This is a genomic window from Escherichia sp. WS3227_2 (assembly GCF_046486495.1).
GTDB lineage: Bacteria > Pseudomonadota > Gammaproteobacteria > Enterobacterales > Enterobacteriaceae > Escherichia > Escherichia coli.
Map to the genome: position 1 here is coordinate 12323 of NZ_JBJQLG010000019.1, position 20521 is coordinate 32843.

Genomic DNA, 20521 nt, shown 5'->3' on the forward strand with positions numbered 1-20521 from the left:
GAGGAACACCATGAAATCCATCATTTTATCGATGGTTGCCGCAAGTGCTATCGCACTCACTGCCCCCGTATATGCGTCTGATCCGTGTGCTTCCGTTCTTTGTCTGTACGGTAAAGCTATCGGTAGCGGCGGCGGGAGCGAATGCAAAAGCGCCGAAAAGGACTTCTTTAATATCATCAAAAAGAAAAAGGGATCTATTCGCTGGAGCAAAACCTTTGATGCCCGAAAAGCGTTTCTTAATCAATGCACGACCGCAGACCCTGCGGCGATCTCAAAAATCATGAGTAAGTTCGGACGTTCCTGGGGTTAACCATGAAAAAGCTCATTATTATTCCCACCACATTATTGCTGAATGCGTGTTCCCATGCCCCTGAACCCGCACAGGCAAAAGGAGGTTGGTATGAACTGAATACCACAATTGAGCAGGTAAGAGCAGACACATACCATAACGGGGTGGCCCTTCAGCAGCCCGTGTCACAGCCAAACAGCACTGTTCAATACAGCAATGATAATTATCTCAAAAAGGAAGCCATAAACGTAACTCCCGCGCCTCGTATTGCAGAAACCGTAAAACCACGTTCTGAGCAATCAGCGACAGCGCCAAAAAACCAGGGCAGCAATAATAGTTTTCTGAAGCCGACAACAAACAGCATAACTTCATCTGGTGAGATAAAAACAGCAGCCAAAGGAGCAACTAAACAGCATTCTGAACAACCAGCACTCTCTCCCGCAAAGCCAATCAGTAGCAACAACCATCAGGCACAAACGGCACAAAAGACTGATCAGCAGACAAAACCGCGTCCTGAACAACCACCGCTAATGTCAAAAAGCGGTTTTCTGAAAAAAAACGCTAACAACGCTGTTCCGGCCACCACGCTTACAGGCCCATCAACACCTGAAAAGCAAATTTACTTTGTTCGCCATGATGGTAAAGGCTCGCTGCAAAAAGCATTAAAAGAAATTGTCCCATCGGACTGGACGGCTGAAATATCCCCGGAGGTAACGAAAACTTTCCGTCGCACGATATCCTGGCAGGGCAACGATCAATGGCCTTATGTCCTGGATAAAATGCTTCGCAACTACGGTCTGACGGTAATTAAGAACACCGAAAAAAGACATCTTCTGATTGATTTTCAACAACAGAAAGGGAAAACATCACAAAAAGCACCTGTATCTCCTGACAAAACCCCTGCATCTCCTGTCAGGACACCAGTTTCCTCTGACAAGTTACCTCAAAAACCGCTAACGCCTGTCACCGTTCCGCAAAAACAGACAGAAAAACTCACCTGGAATCTTAAAAAAGGTTCGACGCTGCGGGATGGCCTCACCGAATGGGCGTCAAGTTCACCGTGTGGTAATTCAACCTGGAATCTTGTATGGGATACTCCTGTGAACTACAGAATAGATGCTCCTCTTATTTTCCGGGGAAACTTTGAATCTGCATTAAAAGATACGCTGATGCTTTATCTTTCAGCAGATAAACCGTTATACGCATTCAGGAATATTTCACAATGCGTAATCACAATTAAAGACACACAACAGGAGTAATCGCTATGGGTTGGTTCTTCAGCTTGCTCCTGATATTCCTGTCAATAGGCAGTTACTATCTGACAGATAACAATAACCAAACCATACAGCGAATGAAGTTGCTTCCTGCAAAACAGGAAGCAATTGAATTTGTCCATTTCGCAAATGTTATCAATGACTATCTTTATAAATATCCAGACAAACGTAATTCAGGAGGAACGTTAACATCTGAGCAAATCGGTATAACACCCGTTTATGATATTCATCATATTATTTACGGTAAGCGAGTTTATATCTGGTCTGCCGATACAGAAGGTCTGATGTCTGCTTTGCAGCAGCAAACAAAACATTCAGCAATGTTAGGAAGAGTAAAAAATAAGAAGATTGTCGATAATCAGGGGAATGATATGGGCGTTCCCGTTCCTTCCTCCATTCCAGAAGAGGCTATTGTACTCATTAACTAAATATCCCCTGACAAGGGGATTCTGAACTGGAGTCTGCATATCCGACACATCATTATGTGGGCCGGATATATCGCTACGGCGCGGACTTCAGTCCAGAAAATCTTTACCGGAGATACCCATGCAGGATAATGATGATCTCAGCGAGCTTGATATTGCCACTCGTGAAGTCCTTATCTTACGATGCAATCTTATTCAGCTTGCTTCTGAATATATAAAAATAAATCCCCTTAAAAACACCCGAATCTATACAGATTTAATTCATCGTTCAGCAGATGTTATCAAAAATATCGAACAAGGTAACATCCAGAATAAACATAATTATCTGTCACAGGATGTAAAACATACGCTTGTTTTATACGACCTGTACAAATCAGACTTTGAACAATGTCCGGGGGCAAAATCCCTTATACCTGTCAGGGAAAAAATTGTCTCGCTGAAAGAACTTCTTTCCGGCGCTAATGAGCTGGACAGTATCGTTCGTCGCCCCCGCAGGAAAAAACGTTCTTCACGAATTTAATATCAGGAGATAAATCCCTTATGCAGTTATCAGCGGCTGTTCTGGCAGCACTGATAAGTCAGTGTGCCCCTGATGTATCACCCGATACGATGAATGCCCTGATTATGACTGAATCAGGGGCTAATCCATATGTAATAGCGAATGTTTCTGACGGAACAAGTAAGTATTTTAAAGATGAAAAAGGAGCTATTGAATATGCAGAAAAATTAACAGCAGAAAATAAAAGATTTAGTGCAGGTCTGACACAGATATACAGCAAAAATTTCCCATCACTCAATCTGACTAATAAAACAGTTTTTGACCCGTGTACAAATATAAAAGCAGGAGCGGCAGTCCTGACGGACAATTATCTGAGACAAAAGGAGGGTAGTAGTAATCAAAAAATTCTCCGCGCTTTATCTTTGTATTATTCGGGTAACGAATCAACAGGATTTATTAAAGAAAAGAAATTCAACAACACTTCTTATCTGGAACGGGTTATTCGTAACGCGAATAACTATATCGTGCCATCAATCCGTGAAAAAACTGATGAATCAGAAATAAAACCCCCGAATGATGAAGAGAAAACATCACCGGACTGGGATGTTTTTGGAGATTTTAATTAATGAAAGTCAAATCAACTTTGCAGTATTTTATCCTGGCGTTTTTCCTGTCACTAACCGCCTCCGTTGCCTATGCAGGTGGACTCGACACCGCAACAAATACCATGACAGAACTTAAGACATGGGCATTTAGCTTTGGTGGTGTTTGTGCTTTGTGTTACCTGATCTATAACGTCATCATGGCATTCATGGAGAAGAAAAGCTGGTCTGATGTAGGAATGGCGCTTGTCTATTGTTCCCTCGCTGGCGGTGCACTTTACGCCGGGAACTGGGCGCTGGAACTCTTCAAATAAGTAATCCATATATACAACTGTGCCGCATATTTACCTTATGTGTGAATTGCGGCTTTTTTCATGGTGAGTTATGGACAAAGTAAATGAACATGTCAGTGAGTCATTCATGACTTATAACGGGTTTAACCGTCCTGCGTTAATTGCTGGTATACCCTTAATGTTGTTATTGTTCACGGCTTTTTTCGCTGTTCTGACAGGCTTCCCCGCTATTTTCCTTTGGGGTATAAAAGGGATAATTATTCCTGTCATATGTGCGCTGTTTCTTTTTATAGTAAAACTGGCCTGTGAAAATGACTCAAACGCACTAAGAGTCATCCGTTTAAACCTTATGGGGCTTTTGTTAAAAATCCGCCACAGAGATTTAATTATTGGTTATTCATCTGTCAGGTAACATATATGCACAAAATCAAATTAAAAAACAGTGACAATATGGATGTTGCTCGTGAATATCCCGATTATCGCTTCCATGTAACAGACAGTATTATCTTTACTTCTGACAGAAAAATGCTGGCTTCACTTGTTGTAGCAGGCATTCCATTTGAGACGGAGAACGATAATGTTCTTACAAATTTATTTAACAGCGTTAAAAACTTCCTGATTGGGTTAGGAAAGGAAGGCGACCTGTATTTATGGACTCATCTTATCAAGAAAAGAGCAACCATCAATGGAGAATGGAATTATGACAATGATTTTTTAAGCAGGTTTTCAAAAAAATACCTTGCTCTGTTCACATCCAGCGCATTCTATAAATCAACATGGTATCTGACATTTGGGATTCCCTACGATGATGTTGATACCGGAATCGAGCGCATGAATGAAATGACACAACAGGCGCAAAAAGCACTTCTACCATTTAACGCTTCTTTATTATCCGTATACAATACTTATATTAGTGAGGTGGCAGACTATCTATCACTATTGCTAAATGCAGAACATAACATGATTCCTTTATCATCCACCCCCTTATCATCCAGTATTTGTGATTCTGAATGGTATTTTGGTGCTGATGTTCTTGAACTGCGTAACAACGAATCGGATAGTAAAAAATTCGCAACGAATTATATTTTGAAGGATTTCCCGATAGAAACAACCCCCGGACAATGGGATTTCCTTCTCAAACAACCCTATGAATTTATTCTTACTCAATCCTTTATTTTTGAGTCACCAACAAAAACCCTGAAGAATATCGATTCACAGTTAAACAAACTACAATCAGCTAATGATGCAGCCAAAATACAGCAGGAAGAACTCGAAGCTGGTAAAGAAGCGGTCGCAGCCGGAATTACGTTGTTTGGTTCACTACACTGCGCATTAACGGTATTCGGTGATACACCAGATCAGGCCAGAAGCAATGGTATAAAGCTCTCTGCTGAGTTTATTACTTCGGGTAAGGGATTCCGCTTCAGTCGCGCCTCACTCGCATCACCTTTTGTTTTTTTCAGTCATATGCCGCTGAATAAGAGGCGTCCACTGGATACCCGAAGAACAATTACCAACCTGGCCTGTCTGATGTCTTTTCACAATTATTCCTCCGGGAAAAAATCAGGCAATCCTATTGGTGATGGCTCCGCCATAATGCCTTTAAAAACGGATTCAGGCAGCGTTTACTGGTTCAATACACATTACAGCCCACCGGAAAAAAATGTTACCGGGCAAAAAATTGCCGGACACGCAATGTTTCTTGGCGCAACAGGCACAGGGAAAACAACATTTGAAGCAACAGCCAGCGGCTTTCTTCAACGCTTTGACCCTTTAATGTTTGTTGTGGATTACAACCGTTCTACCGAACTTTTTGTCCGCGCATACGGAGGGAGCTATTTCACATTGCAGGAAGGTATCTATACCGGCTGCAATCCGTGGCAACTGGCAGAAGGCCCGGAATCTCCCGTCTGGCACAGACTTCTCGCATTTCTGAAACGCTGGACACAGGTTCTGGCACGAGACAACCAGGGCAACCCCTGTTCTGATGAACATGGCATTGAATTAAACGCTGCCGTGGAAAGCATTATGCGAATGCCTGTCGAAGAACGCCGGACAGCCCTTCTTCTCGATATAGTCAGTCCTGAACTTCAGACGCGTCTCGCCAAATGGTGCGACAACGGCGAATATGCCTGGGCGGTGGATTCCCCCCGGAATACCTTCAATCCACTGCATCATAAAAAAGTGGGATTTGATACAACCGTTGTCCTGGACACAAAAAACGGTATTCATCCTGCCTGTGAACCTTTACTCGCGGTCCTGTTTTTCTACAAAGAAATCATGCAACGCGGCGGCAATCTGATGCTCTCCATTATTGAAGAGTTCTGGATGCCAGCAAACTTTCCCATGACACAAAGCATGATTAAAAGCGCACTGAAAGCGGGGCGCATGAAAGGTGAAATGATGTGGTTAACATCACAGTCCCCGGAAGACGCCATAAACTGCGCAATTTTTGCGGCGCTGGTACAACAAACCGCAACGAAAATTCTCCTGCCCAATCCCGATGCAAAATGGGAAGGATATAAAGAAATTGGGCTTACTGAAAAAGAGTTTGAAAAACTCAAAGAACTGACGAAGGAGTCAAGGACCATGCTCATCAAGCAATCTGGCTCTTCTGTTTTCGCCAAAATGGATTTGTTTGGATTCGATGAGTTTATCCCCGTGCTTTCTGGCTCTGAAACTGGCCTGTCTATTTTTGATGAGATTATTGCTGAAAAAGGAGATGTAGCTCCTGATATCTGGATACCAGAACTCCTGAAACGCCTGAACGGTTAATTTCTCTGTTTTATACAGAACGGAAAACAATATGAAAATCCCCCTCATAATTGCCTCCGCGCTATTAATTAGTGCATGTTCTCACACCCCCAATCCTGTGCAGAAAAAAGGGGGATGGTTTGAGTTAAACACAGCAATTGAACAGATCAAAGCAGGTGATTATTAATGGAAAACACAAACTATTATGAACATTCAAAAAAAGAAGCCTCCAAAAAGAAATTTGAAGAAAAGAACGAAAAAAAGGATTATTTCAAGGCCATACGTGACTTTGAGCGTAGTGAAATTGAAATCATAAAGAAAAAGGCAAAAACATTTACCATTCTCGCCATTGGTGAATTTGTTGTAATTTGCATTCTTGGTTTCGCAATAGCCTCCCTTGCTCCATTAAAAACCGCTGTACCGTTCCTTGTGCGAGTGGATAACAGCACTGGATATACTGATATTGCCCCTCAATTATCTGATGCTAAGGAAAGTTATCAGGATGTTGAGACTAAATATTTCCTGTCAAAATATCTCATTAACTATGAAGCATACGACTGGCAGACTATCCAGGAACAGGCCGATACAGTAAAAACAATGTCTTCCCAAAAGGTGTTTTCAGCTTATGACACCATGATTCGTGCTGATTCCTCACCACTGAACATTCTGAAAAACAACTACAAAATTAAGGTCCAGATTAATTCAGTAATCCTTCTAAGGAAGGATATGGCGCAGGTGCGTTTCAAAAAAATGGTACTGGATTTATCTGGTAAACCCGCCCCCGGATACAGAGCAACAGAGTGGATTTCGACGATTTCTTTTGACTGGGATAAAGATATCAAAACAGAAAAAGAGCGCCTTGTGAATCCGCTGGGACTGCAAGTTCTGAGCTACCAACCTGATCCAGAGGTTATAAAATGATGCTTAAACGCACTACTGCGATAGTTCTTTTGTCGATGCTACAAGTACCTGGTGCTTTAGCAGCTATGTACGGCACACCATCGGAACGAGACGGGCGTATTCAGACCGTAGATTATAACGAGCAGGATGTATTTAATGTGCGCGTAAAAGCAGGCGCACAAACAACAATTAAGTTCGGACAAGACGAAACAATAAAAGATGTCGGAATTGGTGATCCAGAAGCCTGGTCAGTATCGGTCAGGGACAACACTCTGTTTCTGCGTCCAAAAGCAGAAGAACCGGATACAAACGTTACCGTTCAGACCAATAAGCATATATATCCTCTTTACCTGATATCAACCACGAAACAACCCACGTATATTCTGCGTTTTAATTATCCGAAACCACCGTCAGCTACCGTAATGACTGAAAAGCCATTTCCATGCACTGATGGTGGAATAATTAATGGTCATTATCAACTCAAGGGGGACAAATCAATTTTCCCTTATCAGGTATGGGATAATGGCGAATTTACATGCATGAGATGGACTAATAAACAGGAAATTCCGGTCCTTTATCGTGTTGATGCCGATGGAAATGAACATCTGGTTAACGGAGACAGAAATAAAAACACAATGGTTTACTATGACGTGGCTGAAAATCTCCGTTTGCGCCTGGGTGATCAGGTTGCAGATATCAGAACATCATCAATCGTTAATCGTCCGTGGAATAAAAAAGGTACGTCAAACGGAAAAACACGAGTAGAGAAGTTCAGCTATGAAAAATAAAGATGATGAAAAAAATAATGACGCGGGAAATCGCGGAATTATCGAAGTAAAAGGTAAAGCAGCACCAAAAAAAATATTAATCCTCATCATATTACTGATTGCCGCGTTATTTGTGATCATTATCTTGTTTAAAGTTCTTTCACGAGAACAGGTCGTTCAGCAAACACCTCTTGAGAAGTCTGACGAGACACTGGTCACAAATACCAACAATGGCGTTTCACTGACAACAATGATGAAAAACATCGAAGAAAAGGAAAAACTCGATGCCGCTAACCGCAGGAAAGCACAGGAGGAGCAAGAACAGAAACAGGCAGACAATGCCCCGTCAGCGCCAGCATCACAAAAGGCCGATCAAACAGCCGTCAATGTGATAGCCAACGGCAGTCCCCAAACCGCCAGTGGAGATCCAAACCAACCACAACCATTGCCAAAATCCGTCCGACAACTGATGGGCGACACAATGGTGAAGATCGACAATCAGGAACCAGGCGAAAAAAACCAGGAAAGAGATGATTTACAGGGCAGTCAGTACGCAGACGGAAAGGTATCCCCTGTGCTGAACCGCCGATATCTGTTATCTGCGGGAACAGCATTATCCTGTGTGCTCAAAACGAAAATCGTAACCTCTTATCCCGGTATCACAATGTGTCAGTTAACACGAGACGTCTGGTCGGATAACGGCGAAGTGCTTCTTGCCCGTAAAGGAGCATTACTGATCGGGGAGCAGAATAAAGTCATGACACAGGGAGTAGCCCGTGTGTTCGTTAACTGGACAACGCTCAAAGATGAAAATGTCAATGTGCGCATTGGCGCACTTGGCACTGACAGTCTGGGCGCTTCCGGCCTTCCTGCATGGGTCGATAATCATTTTGGTCAGCGTTTTGGTGGTGCATTGCTGCTGTCATTACTTGGTGATGGTTTAGATATTCTGAAAAACAGCACGCAACAAACAGGCTCAAACAGCAATATCACCTACGAAAACACATCTGACGCAACAAAAGAAATGGCAAAAACAACGCTGGACAATACGATAAATATTCCCCCCACGGCATATATTAATCAGGGGACTGTATTGTCTGTTATTGTTCCGCGAAATATCGACTTTTCATCCGTATATGAACTTCAGTAATTCAGTAAAGCAATTGATATGAATAACATCAGAGATACCAGTAATACATCACAACCACGAGATAACAGTAAAACCGCAAGACGATATCTGGATATGACGGGTATCCAGTCTGTTCTTAATATTGAACATGTCACAGAAATATCTGTGAATAAACCAGGAACAATATGGTTTGAAGGGAAAAATGGCTGGGAATCTAAAGATGCGCCAGACGCGACTTTTGATAATTTAATGACACTTGCCAAAACTCTGACGAACTTATCAAAGATAAAAATACCACTTAGCCATGATAATCCCATTGCATCGGTAGTTCTTCCCGGTGGGGAACGTGGACAAATCATCATTCCACCTGCAACGGAAAATAACAGCGTTGTGATATCTATCCGCAAGCCATCATTAACACGCTTCACTATAGATGATTATGTCCGAACAGGGCGTTTTGATAATGTCAGGATTGCAACAAAACACGAAGCAATACTGACTGAACGGCAACGCTACCTGTATGAATTATCCCGGCGTCCGGATGGTCAATCTAAAGCTCAATTTTTAAGAGAGGCAGTTAAAGACCGTCTTAATTTTTTAATCGTAGGTGGGACTGGCTCCGGTAAGACAACTATAGCAAAGGCAATTGCAGATATCTTTCCACCTGAACGGCGTTATATAACCGTTGAAGATGTACCGGAAATGTCTCTGCCGCTGCATCCAAACCACATCCGGCTTTTCTACAAAAAAAATACCGTTGAAGCGAAGGAAATCATTGAAGCGTGTATGCGATTAAAGCCAGATCACATCTTTCTTGCTGAACTTAGGGGTAACGAAGCATGGAGTTATCTGGAGGCGCTTAATACAGGGCATGAAGGCTCAATCAGTACCATTCATGCTAATAATACTTATGCCTCATTTTCACGACTGGCAAGTATTGTAAAACAATCTGATGTTGGTATGACTGTTGATATGGACCTCATCATGCGCACGATAAAAACATCAATTGATGTCATTCTTTTTTTCAACCATACCAGAATGACTGAACTGTATTACGAACCCGAAGAAAAAAATCGTTTTTTGAGCACAATGTAAATTGTGGAGATAACTATGAATGCAAAAAAGATGGGGGGGTTAATTCTCTTCCTGTTACTGCTTCTTGTGGGTGTGCTTATAGCCTCAAACTATCTCGGTGGATACACAGCATTAAGATATTCATCCGTTGATATGTCTTTGCTCAAGTGGGATACATTCCATTCTGTAATCTCAACATTTTCTGGCAACCCACAATATAAAAAACTCGTTTTTATGGCATGGTTTGGATTCAGCGTTCCATTAATATTCTTTGCCATATTCATGTTAATTGTCGTGATTGGGATTATGCCTAAAAAAGTCATCTACGGTGACGCCCGGCTTGCAACTGATATGGACCTGAGTAAATCAGGTTTTTTCCCGGATAAAAAATCACCTTACAAACATCCACCAATACTCATCGGTAAAATGTTCAAGGGGAGATACAAAAAACAATTTATTTATTTCGCCGGACAACAATTTTTAATTCTTTATGCCCCGACACGTTCTGGTAAAGGGGTGGGGATTGTTATCCCCAACTGCGTAAACTATCCAGGAAGTATGGTCATACTGGATATCAAACTTGAAAACTGGTTTTTATCAGCCGGATTCAGGCAAAAAGAATTAGGGCAAAAATGCTTTCTCTTTGCGCCCGCCGGATACGCGGAAACTATCGACCAGGCAATTAAAGGACAGATACGCTCTCACCGCTGGAATCCTCTGGATTGCGTCAGTCGCAGTGATTTACTTCGTGAAACGGACCTGGCAAAAATTGCCGCAATCCTTATCCCGGCAAGTGATGATCCTATATGGTCTGATTCTGCACGCAACCTTTTTGTCGGGTTAGGGCTTTACCTGCTGGACAAGGAGCGTTTTCACCTGGACCAGAAAGCCAAAGGTCATAATGCACCGGACGTCCTTGTTTCCATCAGCGCCATACTGAAAACGTCGATTCCCGATAATGGAAAAGATCTCGCCGCATGGATGGGACAGGAAGTTGAAAATCGTAGCTGGATTAGCGATAAAACAAAATCATTCTTCTTTGAGTTCATGTCAGCACCAGATCGCACAAGGGGAAGTATAAAAACGAACTTTTCATCACCACTGAATATATTCAGCAACCCTGTTACTGCTGAAGCGACGAATTTCAGTGATTTTGATATCCGGGATATTCGTAAAAAACCCATGTCAATTTATCTTGGTCTGACACCGGATGCCTTAATCACTCATGAGAAAATTGTAAACCTTTTCTTCTCATTACTGGTTAATGAAAACTGTCGTGAACTGCCGGAACATAACCCGGACCTGAAATACCAGTGCCTTATTCTCCTGGATGAATTTACATCAATGGGTAAATCGGAGGTCATTGAACGCGCTGTTGGTTTTACAGCAGGTTATAACCTTCGCTTTATGTTCATTCTTCAGAATGAAGGACAAGGGCAAAAAAGCGATATGTACGGTCAGGAAGGATGGACCACATTCACTGAAAACAGTGCTGTTGTGCTTTACTATCCGCCGAAATCAAAAAATGCTCTGGCTAAAAAGATTTCAGAAGAGATTGGGGTGCGTGATATGAAAATATCCAAACGCTCAATATCCAGTGGTGGTGGTAAGGGAGGAAGTTCACGTACACGGAATGATGATGTAATAGAGCGCCCGGTTCTTCTTCCTGAAGAAATTGTGTCTCTCCGGGATAAGAAGAATAAAGCCAGAAATATTGCAATCCGTGAAATTATAACCAGTGAATTTAGCCGACCATTTATTGCCAACAAAATAATCTGGTTTGAAGAACCAGAGTTTAAACGCCGCGTGGATATCGCCCGTAACAATCATGTTGACATTCCAAACCTGTTTACACAAGAAGTCATGGATGAAATAGCAAAAATTGCAGAAATTTATCTCCCTAAAGCTGGAGGAAAAAAAGTCATGGTTGCCGGAGGCAATGTGATTACTAATCCAGACCTTGATAATCACGATAAAACAGACGTATCTGAATAATCCTCGCAATAAAGATACTATTGATTAGCAAAGACAGGATTCTATTATGAGAATAAAACACTCGAATATGATAAATATGAATATGAATATGAATATGAATATGATGAAAGAAGCCATTGATGTTTTGATAAACTCTGAAAAACATATTCTGATTATAGGCGAAACTGGAACTGGAAAATCAACACTTTTAGCAGAATTGCTAATCAATGACACTGACGTTAAATATTTTGATTTCTGTGATATTTATAAACGCCATGAACACCTTCCCCTTCTAAAACACCATTATCTTTGCGATGAAAATTTTGATTATTTTGACTTTTTATCTGCACCTGAAAAAACGTTGGTTCTTAATAGTGTAGCCATCGGTAACAACTTACGGGAATCAAAAGTTGTTCAGTTTATTGTTCGATTTATTAAAACAGCCAGGAAACGTGGCAAACGTCTTATTGTTGTCACGACTCCTTCAGATGGCGGCGTGCAGATACAAAACCTTTTCGACACAGTTATATCGTTAACCCGCTCTCACGATGAAATAGGATGCACAGTTATCATTCCAGTACCGGAGTTAATTAAATATGAATAAAAAATTGCTTTGTTTATTAATATCCTCTTTTTTATTATCAGGCTGTGCAAACTTCAAAAAAATCAATACTAATGAACTTGCAGCCGAAAAAGACGCACAAAAAGCGACTGAATACGCGAAAAAAATTCGTAATAACCCGGTTATCCAGGACTCAACAAAACAATGGATTAATACAACGCCAATTATTGAAAAGCAGGTAAAGCAATCAGCGCCGCCCTGCCCGATTGTGATTAATACTCGTTCAGATATTGAGCTACGCCAGATCGCACAACGCATCACACAAACCTGTCATATCCCGGTACGAATCAGCGCCGATGTCTGGACCTATCTGAACGGTACAGGCACTGGCTCAACACAACAAATGACAGGATCAATTCCAGCACCGGATGCAAATGGAATGGTTCCTCTGGCGTCAGTAGGCAGTCAGCCAGTAAAAGTCTCTTCTGGCGGTACATCACTCCCGGAACTGAATATCTCCGGGCTTCCTGCCCTACTGCAAACCGTATCCTCACGGCTGGGAATATCCTGGAAATACGATAAAGGTCGTATCACATTCTTCTATCTGGAAACGCGCTCATTCCCGATCACATATATGGACAGCAATGTGGCATACAACTCAAAAGTTGTGAGCGGCACAATGTCTTCCAGCGGCAGTACCGGCTCTACCAGCTCTGGCGGTATGACTGGCGACGCATCAAATACGCAAACTACAACCGTGGAAATGAAATCATCGCTGTACAACGACCTGAAAAGCGAAGTTTCCTCAATGCTGACACCAGGCACAGGGCGCATGTATCTGTCCACTGGTTCACTGACAGTAACAGATACCCCGGATGTACTGGACAGCGTTCAGGAGATTGTGAACAAGCGCAATAATGAAATGAGTCGTCAGGTTGTGCTGAACGTTGAAATCCTGAGTATCAAGAAATCAAGCCAGGAACAGGCGGGAATCGACTGGAACGCAGTATTTAATGATGGTCATCTTGGTCTGAGTCTTGGTGGCTCATTTGGTAATGCCGCCGAGAATGTTATTACCAGTGGTGTATCCATCGTGGACGGTAAGCTGGCTGGCTCAAAAGCATTTCTGAAAGCCCTGTCGTCACAAGGCAGCGTCAGTGTCGTAACGCAAAACTCCGCTGTGACTAAAAACCTGACGCCCGTCCCTATGCAAATTGCCAATCAGCAGGGCTTCATTGAAAGTGTCACAACCGATTCCACCGCCAATGTGGGATCATCCACGTCACTGAATGCGGCAACAATAACGACCGGATTCAATATGACTCTGCTTCCATACATTCAGCCGGATTCACAAAACCTGCAATTGCTGTTCTCAATGAGTCTGTCTGACAAACCTACTTTTGAGGTGTTCGAAAGTGGCGGCAGTAAAGCACAAACACCGAATGTGGATTTGAAAACAATTAATCAGACTATTGACCTGAAATCAGGCCAGACAGTTATTCTGAGTGGATTCCAGCAATCAAACCGGAAAACCAGTAAGCAAGGTGTAATAACCCCCTCCTTCTTTGGACTTGGGGGTGGCATTAACAGCGAAGACGGCGACACGATTCTGGTCGTTTTGATTACACCAAATGTGCTTAATTCCGGCTCCAGTGCAGTAATAAAAAATGTGAACTAATTAACTGAAAACTCCCTGAAAAAACACAGGGAGTTTTTTTGGAGGTCACTTTGTCTGAGAATAATCAGAATAACCGGAATTTCACTTCGGTTATTAAAAACAAGCGTGCTTTTTTCTCCGGTCTGGACTGGAAAACGCTTCCTTCAGAAGAAAAGAATGCGCGTACATTCGCAAGAAAAAACGACGCTGAATATTTTCTCTCCTGTCAGTATCAGGATTCAGAAAATGAAACCAAAACGATGGTGGCATTTATCAGAAAAGAGGATCTTCCCACAGGGGCGTCCTCATTCTGGTCACTGGCACTGATGATAAAACCCCTCATCGAACCTGACGGATACGCTATCTGCGAACTCGGTGATCTTTATGGCTTTGTTTCCTGCGTCAATAACGTTCTCGTCAACGATGTTGTAGGTAACAAAAGTCAGATCATGAGTGCTCTGACAACATTTCTTGAGTTTAATGAAACACCAGAACCCGGCTGGAAACTATACCAGCCTGAATCATGGGATATCAGCCAGGCACTCCCCTCACTCACTCTGTCTGCGTTGATTGACGTAAAAAAACCGCCGAAAGAGGCGGCGTTTACTCGCGTATCCCGAAAACGTCAGTTCATGATTTATGGCGGAAGTGCCATTCTGGCCATACTGCTCTGGAACGGGATCACCATGTACCAGGAATACCGGGAAAAAGAAGCTGCGGCAGAAGCTGCACGTCTTCGTCTGGCAAAAGAAATGGCAGACAAACAGGCAATACAGATTGCCCCACCGTGGCAACATTTACCTGAAATAAAACCATTTATTGATAAATGCATTGATAAATGGGATGCACTGCCCTTATCGATCGCCGGATGGCGTTTTGACCTTGCTGAATGCAGCACATCCGGTAATGACGGGCTGTTACGCACATCATATAAGGAACTGAGCGGCGTTACGGTCGAGGACTTCAGCACACGGATACGAGAAATATTCCAGGGGACAACCACAGCAACTTTTGTATTGCCAGAAGGCAGCGCCGGGGGATTTTCTCTTCCTGTCAGTTTTGACGTTTCACCTGATCCAATTACCCCGGACACATTGCCACAGGCAACAGATATTCAGGAACGCCTGACAACATTTGCACAAAAAATGAGGTTAAAACTCACCTGGCAGGAAATTGAAAACACAAAAACAGATGAAGAAGGCCGTCCAATAATTCTCCCGTGGAACGAGTATGAATTAATGATTCAGACCAGCACCCCGCCTTCAATACTTTTCGCTAACTTTCATGAACCTGCCGTTCGCTTCCAGTATGCAGGAATAAAACTGGAAGAAGGAAGACTGAATTATGAGATTAAAGGTGCATTCTATGTTAAAAATAATTAAACCAACGATTATTTCTGTCTGTTTTTTCAGTTCACTTGCTTACGCAACAGAATCTGAAAGCACGCCAAAAGACGAAATAAAATATTCATCTCCGACCATTTTACAGGTAGAGCAGATTCAGGCTGAAACGGTAATTTACGAAGCAAAGCTGGCGCGTCAGAAGGCTGTCAGTGAATTGCGTAATCTTGATTTGAATGGTGTAGCGTCCGCAACGCCAGCAATAACGCCCTCTTCCGGGTATTCTTCTCTTGCAGATACCGATATACCAGCGCAACGTGTAGCCGCTAAATCACTTCGTGTTATTGAAATATTTGGTACACCACAACAAATGTCAGCACGAATTTCTCTCCTGGACGGGTCAGTAACTGATGTCAAGGTCGGGCAAAGTATTCCTGGTACTTCTTATAAGGTGGCATCAATCACCGGTAATGGCGTCTGGATTCAGAATGGTACAGAGAAACGCCAGCTTATTCTTTAATGCTATTGAAAGAGACGACACATAATGTTTTTTTCTGACGCAGACTATCCCGGAAAAGATATTTCTGATGTTGTATACGTCAGTATATCTGAAAAAGACGATAAACCTGTTCATGTTTATATCGCTGATAACAGTAAAGGACAGCGTGCTGTTCAGGCTTATATTGGCACTCTGAATGTTAAATATCCCGGAAAGGTAAATATAACCTGGACCACTCTTGATGTTATCGCATCCCGCTACCAGGACAGCGAAAGAAGGTCTGATTCAAACTCATCACAACACTTAAACAGCAACCAGGAAAAGGTCATTAGCTACCTGGCGAAAGCAAACAACCTGGGAAGTTCCGATTTGCACATCACACCTGGTCGGGACGGTTCCGAGTTCACTTATGTCGAAGCACGCGTGCATGGGGAACTGGAAATTCTGGATGTCATCCCGCGTAAAGAAGGGCTGGAATTGCTGGGTGCTGCCTATTCTGGAATGAGCGATGTTATCAAAGGTACGCAGTTTGACCCGGCAATACCGCAGGATGCACGTATCGCAGAGAATTTTCTGAAGCCTGTAAATCTTTTTGGGGCGCGCTATTCGCATTATCCGTGCGTGGGTGGTGTGTACGCGGTCTTCCGCCTGATTAAAGATGACAGCGAGGATATTCCCACTTTCGAAGAACTTGGCTACATGCCACAACAAATCCAGACAATCAGGCGAATGTTACAACGCCCGGAAGGAATTATCGTTTTATCCGGCCCTACAGGGTCCGGTAAGTCAACGACTCTGAGAACGGCTTCAGAAGCCTATCTGAGCACGTTTGGTTTCAACCATAACGATAATATGCGTCTCCCCCGAAAACGCCTTTTCACCATTGAATCACCGCCGGAGGGCCGCATTCCCGGCGCAATACAGACGGCAGTCAGGGATTCCGTCGATGGCTGGGTTGACGCGATTAAATCCGCTATGCGACTTGATCCAGACGCGATACTGAACGGCGAAATTCGTGATCACGCATCGGCATTAGCAGCAATCAAAGCCTCGATGACAGGCCACCTTCTGTTGACGACCTTACACGCCAACGATGCCCTGAATATTATTGAGCGCCTTGAAATGGAGAATATTCAGGCCAGGCTAATTGCAGATCCTCTTCTGTTTATCGGTCTGCTGAGTCAACGGCTGGTACAAAAACTCTGTCCTTACTGTAAGCGCACTTATGCTGAAATGGCAGACAAACTGAGTACAGAAGAACGGAAACTCATTGAGGAAAATTGCCTGCCGGAACAGGTCCGGTTGCGCAATCTTGACGGTTGCGAGCACTGTTATAAAGGCGTAACGGGAAGAACGGTTATAGCAGAAGTCGTCTCACCCGACGCACGTTTTTTTCAGTTATATCGTCAGTCCGGGCGTCTGGAAGCAAAATCATACTGGCACTATGAACTTGGAGGAATTACCCGTAATCAGCACTTATTACACCTGATTAATCATGGCCTGGTAGATCCGCTGTCCGCACACTTCATATCCCCCATTGACGAAGATAAATACTCAATGCTCCCGGAGGGGACATGGCGATAAAAGATATATTTGAGAAACTCAATTCGATAGAAATTGATTTCTCTGGAATATCCCACTGGCTGGCAAAATACACATTCAGGTATTCCAGAATAAGTTTATATGAAGATTTATCTGGAATGTTAAATGATGGCATAAATGTAAAGCGTGCTCTTACACACCTGATTGATGTAGAAACAGACTACGGGAAGAAAACGGGGTCTTCTGCAACCTACTATATTTGTTGTGAGTGCCTTAATGCACTGAATAACACAGGGGCAATATCTTCAGCATTAAAAAAATATATAAAGGAGGATGAATATCAATTAATATCCAGCGGTGAAATTCGCGGCGACCTTGCGGGAGGGTTAGTTCAGGCCATAAAAATTGTCAGAAGTCGTTCTGAAATGACAATGACTCTTGTTATGTCGATGATTTATCCATCCGTACTGGTTTTTGGTTGTCTGGCAAACATGTATATGGTCCACGATACCATAACACCTGTTTTCCTTTCTCTCGCACCGAAAGAACGCTGGACAAGTTCTATGCGATTACTGACAGATACGTCTGGTTTCCTGATAGAAAACGGAACGTATATTCTCTGCTTCTGCATCGTACTGTTTTTCCTGATCAGATATTCGCTTGCGCGTTATACAGGACCGGGCCGTCAGTATCTTGATTACATTCCCCCCTGGTCACTTTATAAAACATTTAATGGTGTAAGTTTTCTCTTCAACATGGCCTCCATGTTAAGTATTGATATTCCCGTTGCAAAAGCACTGGAAAGGCTGGAGAAAAACAGCACTCAAAACAGATGGCTACTCGAACGAATAAAAGAAATCAGGAGATATGTTTTACTTGGACAGTCACTTGCAATGGCAATGAAAAGTTGCGGTTATGACTTCCCATCGAAATTATGCATTAACAAACTATTACTTCATTCTGAAAATGCTGACAATGCATTGATGATGTCTAACTATGCTGATAAATGGCTGGAGGAAGCAAAAGGAAAAGTCAAATCAACAGGAGTCTGGATAACTGTAGTATCCGCATTAATTGTTTTCGCATTTATTGTAATGATGATTACTGCTCTCTACGATGTCAGTAACGTCCTGCAACACTAATCCCTAATATTTTTAACCTCTCAATAAATAAGGAATTATTTATTATGTCTTCTATTAATATTTTAAATATGCGTTCTGTTTTTTCTTCTCTTTCTGCACGCCGTAAAAAAGAACAGGACAAAGGGGCAACACTGATGGAAGTGTTATTGGTTGTTGGTGTTATTGTTGTACTTGCAGCAAGTGCATATAAACTCTATTCAATGGTGCAATCCAACATTCAATCATCCAATGAACAAAACAATGTCCTGACAGTGATTGCCAACATGAAATCACTGAAATTCCAGGGGCGTTATACTGACAGTAACTATATTAAGACTCTCTACGCGCAAGGATTACTGCCATCCGATATGATCGCAGATACAACTGGCGCAAGCGCGAAAAACCCGTGGGGCGGCTCCGTTACAATCACCACCTCTTCGGATAAATACTCCTTCAATGTTGTAGAGGCCAATGTCCCACAGAAAAACTGCATGGCAATGGTAAACGCCCTGCGTTCTTCCAGCGCAATCTCCAAAATTAACAACACTTCCACATCAACCGTCAGTGCAGCAACTGTTTGCGCATCTGACAGCAATACGCTGACCTTCAGCACTGATTCCTGATTTTTCATGTGCATCGGATAAGCGCCTTCGGGCGCTTATTTTTTCCATGTTTAAGGAGGAGTATTGTGCGTTCTGTTCTTTATATCCTGCTATCATGTATTTCATCATTAATCTTTTCATTGCAACCCGCATATTCAGCGACAACGACCCGATTTGATGCCTGCTTTGCACAAGCCGGGCAACGTTACCTGATTGACCCCCTGCTTCTGAAAAGCATTGCCACTGTAGAAAGTTCACTCATACCAGACCGGATAAATCACAACAAAGAAAAAGGAAAAATATTAAGCACCGATTACGGACTAATGCAAATTAATTCATCACACATCCCTAACCTGAAAAAACTTGGCGTAATAAAAGACAAATCAGAGCTTATTGATAACCCCTGTCTCAATATACAGATTGGCGCGTGGATTCTGGCAACACATTTTCAGAAATGCGGCATAAACTGGAGTTGTCTTGGCAGTTATAACGCTGGTTTCAAAGAAAGTAACGAACAGAAAAGAATCAAATACGCACGCTATGTCTACAATAAATACATGGTAAGGTAACTTATGCTAAACAGCATATTTAATACGGCGATACTTTGCTGTGCAAATATCGTCTGTCAATGCTACGCCTACAATGAAGTTAAATTCCGTTTAAATAAACTTAATGTATCTTATAAAACCGGAGCAGAGAAATATTACTGCCTGATACTGACAACGCTTGCCGTTATGTATCTTTCATTAAATCAGCTATCACTGATTCAATCTATAATAGTGATTATTTTCTATGCTTTCCTTACATTAATGGCCTGTATAGACCTTCTTTCATTTCTACTACCACGCCTTTATACCGTGACATTTATCTTCTCCGGCCTGTTATATCAGACATGGAATAACAATATATTGTCTGGTTTGTTTTGTGCAATACTGATGTTCTTCATTATGCTGTTTGTAAGACTTTACTTTGCATATAAAAACGGAACGGAAAGTTTCGGCATGGGAGATGTGCTACTTATTGCAGGAACTGGCGTATGGTTTCCAACGCCTGAGATTGCCTGTTCAATTGTATTTATTGCCGTTATCGGCGGAATTATTTTCTTCACTCTTGGCGGATTAAACAAGCAAAAAAAATATATCCCATTTGGCCCATTTCTTTGTGGCGGAATGTTTGTTTACTCACTCGTACCGGGAATATTATTCTGAGGATTAAGAG

Annotated in this window: 22 protein-coding genes; all 22 read left to right on the plus strand. The window is 42.5% G+C overall.

Annotated elements, in window-relative coordinates; all coding sequences use genetic code 11:
• Window positions 1-10 precede the first annotated feature (10 nt).
• On the plus strand, window positions 11-310 hold the full coding sequence (locus ACJHXB_RS21450) for a TrbM/KikA/MpfK family conjugal transfer protein (RefSeq protein ID WP_000835764.1): 300 nt from the start codon (window positions 11-13) through the stop codon (window positions 308-310).
• 2 nt (window positions 311-312) lie between these two features.
• Window positions 313-1548: a TcpQ domain-containing protein gene (locus ACJHXB_RS21455; RefSeq protein ID WP_072652802.1), complete on the plus strand. Its 1236-nt coding sequence runs from the start codon at window positions 313-315 to the stop codon at window positions 1546-1548.
• Window positions 1549-1553: 5 nt separating this feature from the next.
• Window positions 1554-1991, plus strand: a complete 438-nt coding sequence (pilM, locus tag ACJHXB_RS21460) for a type IV pilus biogenesis protein PilM (RefSeq protein WP_000539665.1) — start codon at window positions 1554-1556, stop codon at window positions 1989-1991.
• A 118-nt stretch (window positions 1992-2109) separates the two neighbouring features.
• Window positions 2110-2508: a hypothetical protein gene (locus ACJHXB_RS21465; RefSeq protein WP_001153665.1), complete on the plus strand. Its 399-nt coding sequence runs from the start codon at window positions 2110-2112 to the stop codon at window positions 2506-2508.
• A 20-nt stretch (window positions 2509-2528) separates the two neighbouring features.
• Window positions 2529-3113, plus strand: coding sequence for a lytic transglycosylase domain-containing protein (locus tag ACJHXB_RS21470; protein WP_001177113.1), 585 nt, complete (start codon window positions 2529-2531; stop codon window positions 3111-3113).
• The gene (locus tag ACJHXB_RS21475) at window positions 3113-3403 is read left to right on the plus strand and encodes a conjugal transfer protein (protein ID WP_000865479.1); all 291 of its coding nucleotides are present in this window, start codon (window positions 3113-3115) and stop codon (window positions 3401-3403) included. Before ACJHXB_RS21470 ends, ACJHXB_RS21475 begins: the two co-directional genes overlap by 1 nt.
• Before the next feature lie 70 nt (window positions 3404-3473).
• A complete protein-coding gene (locus tag ACJHXB_RS21480; protein ID WP_000362080.1) occupies window positions 3474-3794 on the plus strand; it encodes a VirB3 family type IV secretion system protein in 321 nt (106 codons plus the stop codon).
• Window positions 3795-3799: 5 nt separating this feature from the next.
• Window positions 3800-6157, plus strand: a complete 2358-nt coding sequence (locus ACJHXB_RS21485) for a VirB4 family type IV secretion system protein (protein ID WP_063078682.1) — start codon at window positions 3800-3802, stop codon at window positions 6155-6157.
• Between the two features lie 165 nt (window positions 6158-6322).
• Complete coding sequence (locus ACJHXB_RS21490; protein ID WP_000432282.1) at window positions 6323-7057, plus strand: virB8 family protein; 735 nt, start codon at window positions 6323-6325, stop codon at window positions 7055-7057.
• A 65-nt stretch (window positions 7058-7122) separates the two neighbouring features.
• Window positions 7123-7824 carry a TrbG/VirB9 family P-type conjugative transfer protein gene (locus tag ACJHXB_RS21495; RefSeq protein WP_000274524.1) on the plus strand — a complete coding sequence of 234 codons (702 nt, stop codon included), beginning with the start codon at window positions 7123-7125 and terminating at the stop codon, window positions 7822-7824.
• Window positions 7814-8953: a TrbI/VirB10 family protein gene (locus ACJHXB_RS21500; RefSeq protein WP_000790640.1), complete on the plus strand. Its 1140-nt coding sequence runs from the start codon at window positions 7814-7816 to the stop codon at window positions 8951-8953. The genes ACJHXB_RS21495 and ACJHXB_RS21500 overlap by 11 nt, the downstream gene beginning before the upstream one ends.
• Before the next feature lie 18 nt (window positions 8954-8971).
• Entirely contained in the window at window positions 8972-10027 is a 1056-nt protein-coding gene (virB11, locus tag ACJHXB_RS21505; RefSeq protein ID WP_001059977.1) for a P-type DNA transfer ATPase VirB11, read from the plus strand.
• A 15-nt stretch (window positions 10028-10042) separates the two neighbouring features.
• Window positions 10043-12001, plus strand: coding sequence for a type IV secretory system conjugative DNA transfer family protein (locus ACJHXB_RS21510; protein ID WP_015059539.1), 1959 nt, complete (start codon window positions 10043-10045; stop codon window positions 11999-12001).
• A gap of 46 nt (window positions 12002-12047) precedes the next feature.
• Window positions 12048-12584: a sigma 54-interacting transcriptional regulator gene (locus tag ACJHXB_RS21515; RefSeq protein ID WP_001220543.1), complete on the plus strand. Its 537-nt coding sequence runs from the start codon at window positions 12048-12050 to the stop codon at window positions 12582-12584.
• Complete coding sequence (locus tag ACJHXB_RS21520; RefSeq protein ID WP_001035592.1) at window positions 12577-14220, plus strand: PilN family type IVB pilus formation outer membrane protein; 1644 nt, start codon at window positions 12577-12579, stop codon at window positions 14218-14220. Before ACJHXB_RS21515 ends, ACJHXB_RS21520 begins: the two co-directional genes overlap by 8 nt.
• 50 nt (window positions 14221-14270) lie before the next feature.
• Entirely contained in the window at window positions 14271-15581 is a 1311-nt protein-coding gene (gene pilO2 / locus ACJHXB_RS21525; RefSeq protein ID WP_001454111.1) for a type 4b pilus protein PilO2, read from the plus strand.
• Window positions 15565-16059, plus strand: a complete 495-nt coding sequence (gene pilP, locus ACJHXB_RS21530; protein ID WP_000912553.1) for a type IV pilus biogenesis protein PilP — start codon at window positions 15565-15567, stop codon at window positions 16057-16059. Before pilO2 ends, pilP begins: the two co-directional genes overlap by 17 nt.
• Window positions 16060-16083: 24 nt before the next feature.
• Window positions 16084-17622: a GspE/PulE family protein gene (locus ACJHXB_RS21535; RefSeq protein WP_000466225.1), complete on the plus strand. Its 1539-nt coding sequence runs from the start codon at window positions 16084-16086 to the stop codon at window positions 17620-17622.
• Window positions 17613-18722 carry a type II secretion system F family protein gene (locus ACJHXB_RS21540; RefSeq protein ID WP_000974903.1) on the plus strand — a complete coding sequence of 370 codons (1110 nt, stop codon included), beginning with the start codon at window positions 17613-17615 and terminating at the stop codon, window positions 18720-18722. The genes ACJHXB_RS21535 and ACJHXB_RS21540 overlap by 10 nt, the downstream gene beginning before the upstream one ends.
• A 44-nt stretch (window positions 18723-18766) precedes the next feature.
• Window positions 18767-19324 (plus strand): type 4 pilus major pilin, encoded by a 558-nt coding sequence (locus tag ACJHXB_RS21545; RefSeq protein WP_000095048.1) that lies wholly within the window; start codon window positions 18767-18769, stop codon window positions 19322-19324.
• A 65-nt stretch (window positions 19325-19389) separates the two neighbouring features.
• Window positions 19390-19872, plus strand: a complete 483-nt coding sequence (locus ACJHXB_RS21550) for a lytic transglycosylase domain-containing protein (protein ID WP_001258095.1) — start codon at window positions 19390-19392, stop codon at window positions 19870-19872.
• Window positions 19873-19875: 3 nt separating this feature from the next.
• Window positions 19876-20511 (plus strand): A24 family peptidase, encoded by a 636-nt coding sequence (locus tag ACJHXB_RS21555; protein ID WP_000934977.1) that lies wholly within the window; start codon window positions 19876-19878, stop codon window positions 20509-20511.
• Window positions 20512-20521: the final 10 nt, after the last annotated feature.